The following is a 5,776-nucleotide window of genomic DNA, read 5'->3' on the forward strand; positions in this document are numbered from 1 at the left end:
CTGAGTTTTCATTCGGCGCGCAAAATGCGCAAGGCAATGCGGGCGAGGCAAGCCCCGCCCGCATGTCAGAACTTACTTGGTGGGGACTTCGCGTGGCAGCTCGGTATAGGTGCCCAGCCACTTCTCCTGAATGGCCTTCATGCGGCCGTCATCGGTCATCTTGAGGATAGCGTCGTTGACGGCTTTCACAAAGCTTGCGCTGTCTTCCGTCTTGCGGCCCACCCATGCCAGGTAATCGGGTTCGCCAATCTCGGCTGGCTCCAGTAGGGCGAAAGTCTCAGGGCGCGTCTTGACCAGATAGGCCAGGATCGGAAGCGTTCCGGCGACGGCGTCGAGGCGGCCGGCCGCGAGATCGGCATAGGCTTCGTCGATGGTGCCGTATTCCTTGATGGTGATGCCGCCGATTTCTTCGCTGAACGCATGCAGCTTCTTGGCCTGAGTGGAGCCCTGTATGGCGCCGGCGACCTTGCCCTTGAGATCCTCAGGCTTGCGCACGTCTTCTTTGGAGGCGAGGCGAATGAGGCCGACAGGTGCATAGATGACGGGAAGCGTAAAAGCGTAGCGCTCCAGACGCTCGGGCGATATCGCCGCGGCGGTGGTCACGATGTCGAATTTTCCGACTTCCATGCCCGGAAGCTGGGCCGGCCATGGAATGTCCTGATAGACCGGCTCGACGCCGATTTCCTTGGCGACCTCGTCGAACAGGTCTTTGTTGAGACCTTCGTAATTGCCGTTGACCACCATGCCGAAGGGCGTGAAATGCATGTCGACGGAAGTCAGGATCTTTCCTGCTGCCTTCACGTCATCGAGTTGGTCGGCGCTGGCCGGGGCTGCAAGCGCCAGCAGCGCGACACCCGCAAATGCGGATTTGAGCATCCTTGATAAGGTCATAGCGTTCTCCTTGCTGACCATGGTTGTTTCAGGAATTATCGTTGCTCGGGGCGATGCGGGCCAATCTCCCACTTCAGGGAGGGGGCCCCGAACGTCAAAATGTTCGGCACCCGTCGGGGGCCGCAGGGTAAGATGCCAGCCCGCGCTGATGAAAATCACAGGGGCCGGCAGCGGTCTCACAAGGCTCAGCTTTCGCCTGAAGAGGCTTTGTCAAAGCTGGCGATGGCGGCAGCCAGTGCCGTGGCGCGATCCTCGACGATACGCCGGCCCATATCCTCAGTTGCATCGTCAGGGCGCTCGGTGACACCTCCGATCCGCGCCCACTCATTGTGGCGATTGACGAGCAGGCCATCGCTGAGAACGAGATCGAAAAACGCCGGTGTGTCGCCAAGATCAGGGTTCGGGGTGCCGACGAGGTCCGGCGCAATATGCTGCATAACGGCCGTCTCGTAGACGCCCGCATGGCCGCCCTGAACCTTGGGGGCGTCGGCAATCACGGACGTCAGCGACCAGTAGGAGCAGGCCGCAACGGTGAGGGGCAGGTCGAGCACGACGTCATTGGAGACCAGCCGCATCGCCTGATCGTTGCCGCCGTGGCCGTTGACGAAGAGTATGCGTTTGAAGCCCGAGCGGCTCAGGGTGGAGCAGAAGTCGCGCAGAACCCGAACGTAAGTGTCGGCGCTCAGCGAGATCGCGCAGGCAAACAGATGATGGTGCGAATTGCCGAACGGCATCAGAGGCGCCAGAACGACAGGGCTCGGGGTCTCGACGACGCCCAGCGCGCGGCGGCAGATCGTGTCGGCTATCAGGGCGTCGGTCAGCAGTGGCAGGTGCTCGCCGTGCTGTTCGGTAGAGCCGATGGGCAGGACCACGATTGCGTTCGGTGCCAGAGCCTCGACATCCTTGCGGGTAAGGCGGCCGAGTTCGATCACTTCCTTCATAAGGCTCCTCCTTCAATTCCGGATAACAAATCTCTCAGCTTGCCTTATCGGCCAATGCCATCATTTTGTCTATACAAATAGAAGCCCTGAGGTAAAAAAAGTTGTGGTGCCGGCATGTGATCCTGAAATTCGTAATGCTTGTGCCATTGTTGGCGGATTGCAGCCTGAGGGCGCGTTGACGGGGACGCATAATTTGTATATACAAAAGAAAAATTCAGAGCTGCGGAATCAGGTCGGGCAGCGGACCCGGAAAGGGGTGTCCGATCGTCGTGAAGCATGATGAAATAAAAAAACCGCGATAAGAGCCTGTTTCTTATCGGCAAGAAGAAGGCATGCTTTCATGGGTATCATTTCGGAGCGACTTAAAGAGATCGGTATCGCTCTGCCTTCGCCCACCCGGCTTCCTGATGGCAAGCTGCCTTTTCCCTGGGTTCACGTGGTGGGCAATCGCGCACTGATTTCCGGACATGGCCCGGCCAATGAAGAGGGGCTTTATGCCGGCAAAAGCGGGCGGGTCGGAGCTGAGATAAGCTTTGATGAGGCCTACGAGGCAGCGCGCATCACGGCCTATACCGTGCTTGGCAGTCTGGAGCGCGAGCTGGGCGATCTCGATCGCGTGGCAGGCTGGGTGCGGGTATTCGGCATGGTCAACTGCGTTGCAGGCTTCGATCGGATACCGCAGGTCATCAACGGCTTCTCGGATGTCATCATCGACGTTTACGGCCTCGAGCGCGGGCGTCATGCCCGCTCGGCAATCGGTGTGGCCGAGCTTCCTTTCGGTATTCCCGTGGAAGTGGAGGCCGAAGTTCTTCTGGCGTGAGGTTTGCCCGCGCGGCAGAAAAACCTGTGTTCTTGACGGCATTTGCCCGGGAAGGCGGAGGCCGCAAAACACTTTTTCAGGGAGAGTGGAAAGAAATGAGTGGTTCGGATTTCTTCGTACGCAAGGCGCTAACGCTCATCCCTCCTTACAATTCCGGGTTGACTCTGGACGAGGTCCGGACCCGCTATAAGGTCGAGCGTATCGCCAAGCTGGGATCAAACGAAAACCCCGTTGGGCCGAGCCCTGCTGTGGGGGAGGCCTGCATGAAAGCCCTGCAGGCGCCTCAGCTCTATCCCGACCCCTCCGGCCGCTCGCTGCGCGATGCCATTGCCCGGTATCTCGATGTTTCATCCGATCAGGTCATTCTCGGCAATGGCTCGGAAGATCTTCTGAGCATCATCTGCCGGGCCGTTCTGTCTCCTGGCGAGACGGTGGTGACGCTTTACCCATCCTTCCCTCTCCATGAAGATTACACGCATCTTATGGAGGCAAAGGTCGAACGGGTCGGTCTGCTCGATGAATTGACGATAGACGTCGACGCTCTGGTTGCGGCGCTTTCCGCAGGGCCGCGCATGGCCATGTTCTCCAATCCGATGAACCCGGTCGGAAGCTGGCTCGATACCGCTCAGATGCAGCGGGTCATCGATGCGCTGAAGCCTGAAACCCTTCTGGTCCTCGATGAGGCCTACATCGAATATGCAAGCGGGCCTGATTTCCCCGATGTGCTGCGCCTTCTCGCGGCAAGCGACAAACACTGGATCACATTGCGCACTTTTTCAAAGGCGTGGGGACTGGCCGGATTGCGGATCGGCTATGCTGTCGCCGGAGATGCGAAGCTGTGCGGCCTGCTGGATCGCGCACGCACCCCTTTCAATACCAACCTCGCGGCACAGGCTGCCGCGCTGGCGGCGCTGGGCGATCCCGCCCATGTGGAGAGCGTCGTTGCTCTTGCAAAAAGCGAGCGCGTGCGGGTGATGAAGGTGTTGCAGGATCGCGGCTGTCGTGTCGCCTCCTCCAGAGGCAATTTCCTGTTCTTCGATTGCGGAACCAACGCCGTCGAATTCTGCGAGCAGCTTCTGCAAAGAGGTGTCATCCTGAAGCCGTGGAAGCAGGCGGGATACGAAAACTTCGCGCGGGTCAGCATTGGCTTGCCTGAGGACAATGACTGGTTCCTGGATTGCCATCTGGAGATATTTGGAAAATAGCGGTCTTGCCATCCTTTCCGGAGTTCCATCCCGCCTTCAGGTTCCGACGAAGACGACTTCGGGAGAGGATTGCATCCTGTGTTTGAGCATGCCATGTCTTGGGAAATATATACTGTCCTGAACATATTTTTACATTCACAAGACAGAACAGGGCGGAACTATAAGGGCAATGCGCAATCGTGACCAGGAATCCCCCGATAAGCGCAATCCTTTAAACCAGCGTATCAGAGCCGACATCGAAGCTAATATTCTGTCCGGCAGGTGGCCTCCGGGTTTCAGGATACCCTTCGAGCGCGAGCTGATGGCCGCTTATGGCTGCTCGCGCATGACCGTCAACAATGCGCTGACCCGGCTTGTCGAAAGCGGGCTGATCGAGCGGCGCCGCAAGCTCGGCTCTTTCGTTGCTTATCCGGGCACGCACTCCACCTTTCTCAAGCTGCCTGACATACAGGCCGAGATCATTTCAAGCCAGAAGAGCTATAATTACGAACTTATCTCGCTGAGCCGCCGTGTTGCGAACAAGGAAGATTCGCTGCGTCTGGAGGGGGCAAAGAGGGTTTCCGTCATCACGATAACATGCCGTCATTTTGCCGATGGCATACCGTTTGCGCTGGAAGACCGCATCATCAACACGTCTTCCGTGCCGGAGGCCTCCATCGTTGATTTCGCATCAACGCCGCCAAGTTCATGGCTCCTCACGCATATTCCATGGACGCAATCTGAGCACTCCATCAGCTGCATAAATGCTGATGCCGAACAGGCCGGTGTTCTGAATCTGCCTGAGGGTGCGGCCTGTCTCGTCGTCGAGCGACGAACGAAACGCAGTGGCCAGATTCTTACTCATGTCCGGCAGATCTTCGGCGAAAGAACCTACAAGCTTTACGGAAGCTATGTCTTCTCCGACGGGGTCATATAGGGACGAAGACGCCCCGGACGGTCGAGGCATTGTGCGCCGCCATCTCAGGGGCCGCTAAGAGTATCTGATCCCGATGCATGTGAGGTTCCGCAGGATCGGCCGTTACCGGCTGCCGGATGCTGACAGCGAGGCCTGTCACTGCGGCGCTGTCTTGCCTTAGCATTACAGTTGCGTTTTTTCGACTCCCGAATCCATGGGTTTCCATGATTCGGAGGTCATGGATGACAGGTGCATCGATCGAGACGACGCTGGAGCTTTGGGCGTCCTCGCTGCGGGATGTGAAGGGGCGGATGCGGCGGCTGTTCACCCAGGAGCTCGTTGCGGTTTCGGCGGTGCAGTTTCTGGACGGGCTGCTTGGTGAGGAGCGCCGCAAGACAGGCTGGATGCGGGCGGAAGCCGCCGGCGATGCCGGCCCGTGGCGGCAGCAGGCAATCCTGGGCCGCGGGCAGTGGGATGCGGACGCACTGCGTGATATCGTGCGTGATTATGCTCTGGAGACACTGGCCGATCCTGGCGCTGTTCTGGTGCTTGATGAGACCGGCTTGCTCAAGCAGGGCAAGGCGTCCTGTGGGGTTGGCCGGCAATACACCGGCTCGGCGGACAAGATCACCAATTGCCAGATCGGCGTCTTCGCCTCCTACGTCTCGCACCATGGCCATGCCTTCATCGACCGGGCGCTCTATCTGCCGAAGGCCTGGACGGACGCCGCCGCGCGTATGGCCAGGTGCCATGTGCCAGACAATACCAACTTTGCCACCAAGCCTGCTCTGGCGCTGACGATGATCGAGCGAGCGGTTGCTTCGAACGTGCCCTTTGGGAACACGCCGTCCGATCATCGTGCCGGACCAACCAAACCAGCGCTGGAGCCTAGGCTCAGGACCTATTAATTTGGTTTGATCTGTGATTCACGGTCTTTGCTGAAGGAGGCCGTGATGGGTGATTTGTTTCTGCTGAGCGAGTGCCAGATGGCGCGCATATCGCCGTACTTCCCGTTGTGGCACGG

The 5,776-nt window shown here is 58.8% G+C and carries 5 protein-coding genes and 1 pseudogene; 4 read left to right on the forward strand and 2 right to left on the reverse strand.

What is annotated here, in order from left to right:
- Positions 1 to 72 precede the first annotated feature (72 nt).
- Both AC5XE7_RS20580 and AC5XE7_RS20585 read right to left on the reverse strand, forming a co-directional pair.
- Positions 73 to 891 carry a transporter substrate-binding domain-containing protein gene (locus tag AC5XE7_RS20580; protein WP_495367413.1) on the reverse strand — a complete coding sequence of 273 codons (819 nt, stop codon included), beginning with the start codon at positions 889 to 891 and terminating at the stop codon, positions 73 to 75.
- A gap of 185 nt (positions 892 to 1,076) precedes the next feature.
- Positions 1,077 to 1,832 carry a creatininase family protein gene (locus tag AC5XE7_RS20585; RefSeq protein WP_495367412.1) on the reverse strand — a complete coding sequence of 252 codons (756 nt, stop codon included), beginning with the start codon at positions 1,830 to 1,832 and terminating at the stop codon, positions 1,077 to 1,079.
- Between the two features lie 340 nt (positions 1,833 to 2,172).
- Here AC5XE7_RS20585 and AC5XE7_RS20590 point away from each other — a divergent pair, with 340 nt between their 5' ends.
- The 4 genes and pseudogenes from AC5XE7_RS20590 to AC5XE7_RS20605 form a co-directional block, all read left to right on the forward strand.
- Positions 2,173 to 2,652: a RidA family protein gene (locus AC5XE7_RS20590; RefSeq protein WP_495367411.1), complete on the forward strand. Its 480-nt coding sequence runs from the start codon at positions 2,173 to 2,175 to the stop codon at positions 2,650 to 2,652.
- 95 nt (positions 2,653 to 2,747) lie between these two features.
- On the forward strand, positions 2,748 to 3,857 hold the full coding sequence (gene hisC / locus AC5XE7_RS20595) for a histidinol-phosphate transaminase (protein ID WP_495367410.1): 1,110 nt from the start codon (positions 2,748 to 2,750) through the stop codon (positions 3,855 to 3,857).
- Between the two features lie 169 nt (positions 3,858 to 4,026).
- Positions 4,027 to 4,773 (forward strand): histidine utilization transcriptional repressor HutC, encoded by a 747-nt coding sequence (hutC, locus tag AC5XE7_RS20600; RefSeq protein ID WP_495367409.1) that lies wholly within the window; start codon positions 4,027 to 4,029, stop codon positions 4,771 to 4,773.
- A gap of 203 nt (positions 4,774 to 4,976) precedes the next feature.
- Positions 4,977 to 5,606, forward strand: a pseudogene (locus AC5XE7_RS20605) (IS701 family transposase); the annotation flags it as partial.
- Between the last annotated feature and the right edge of the window lie 170 nt (positions 5,607 to 5,776).

The sequence above is a fragment of the Aquamicrobium sp. YD-1-mutant5 genome, from assembly GCF_059509755.1.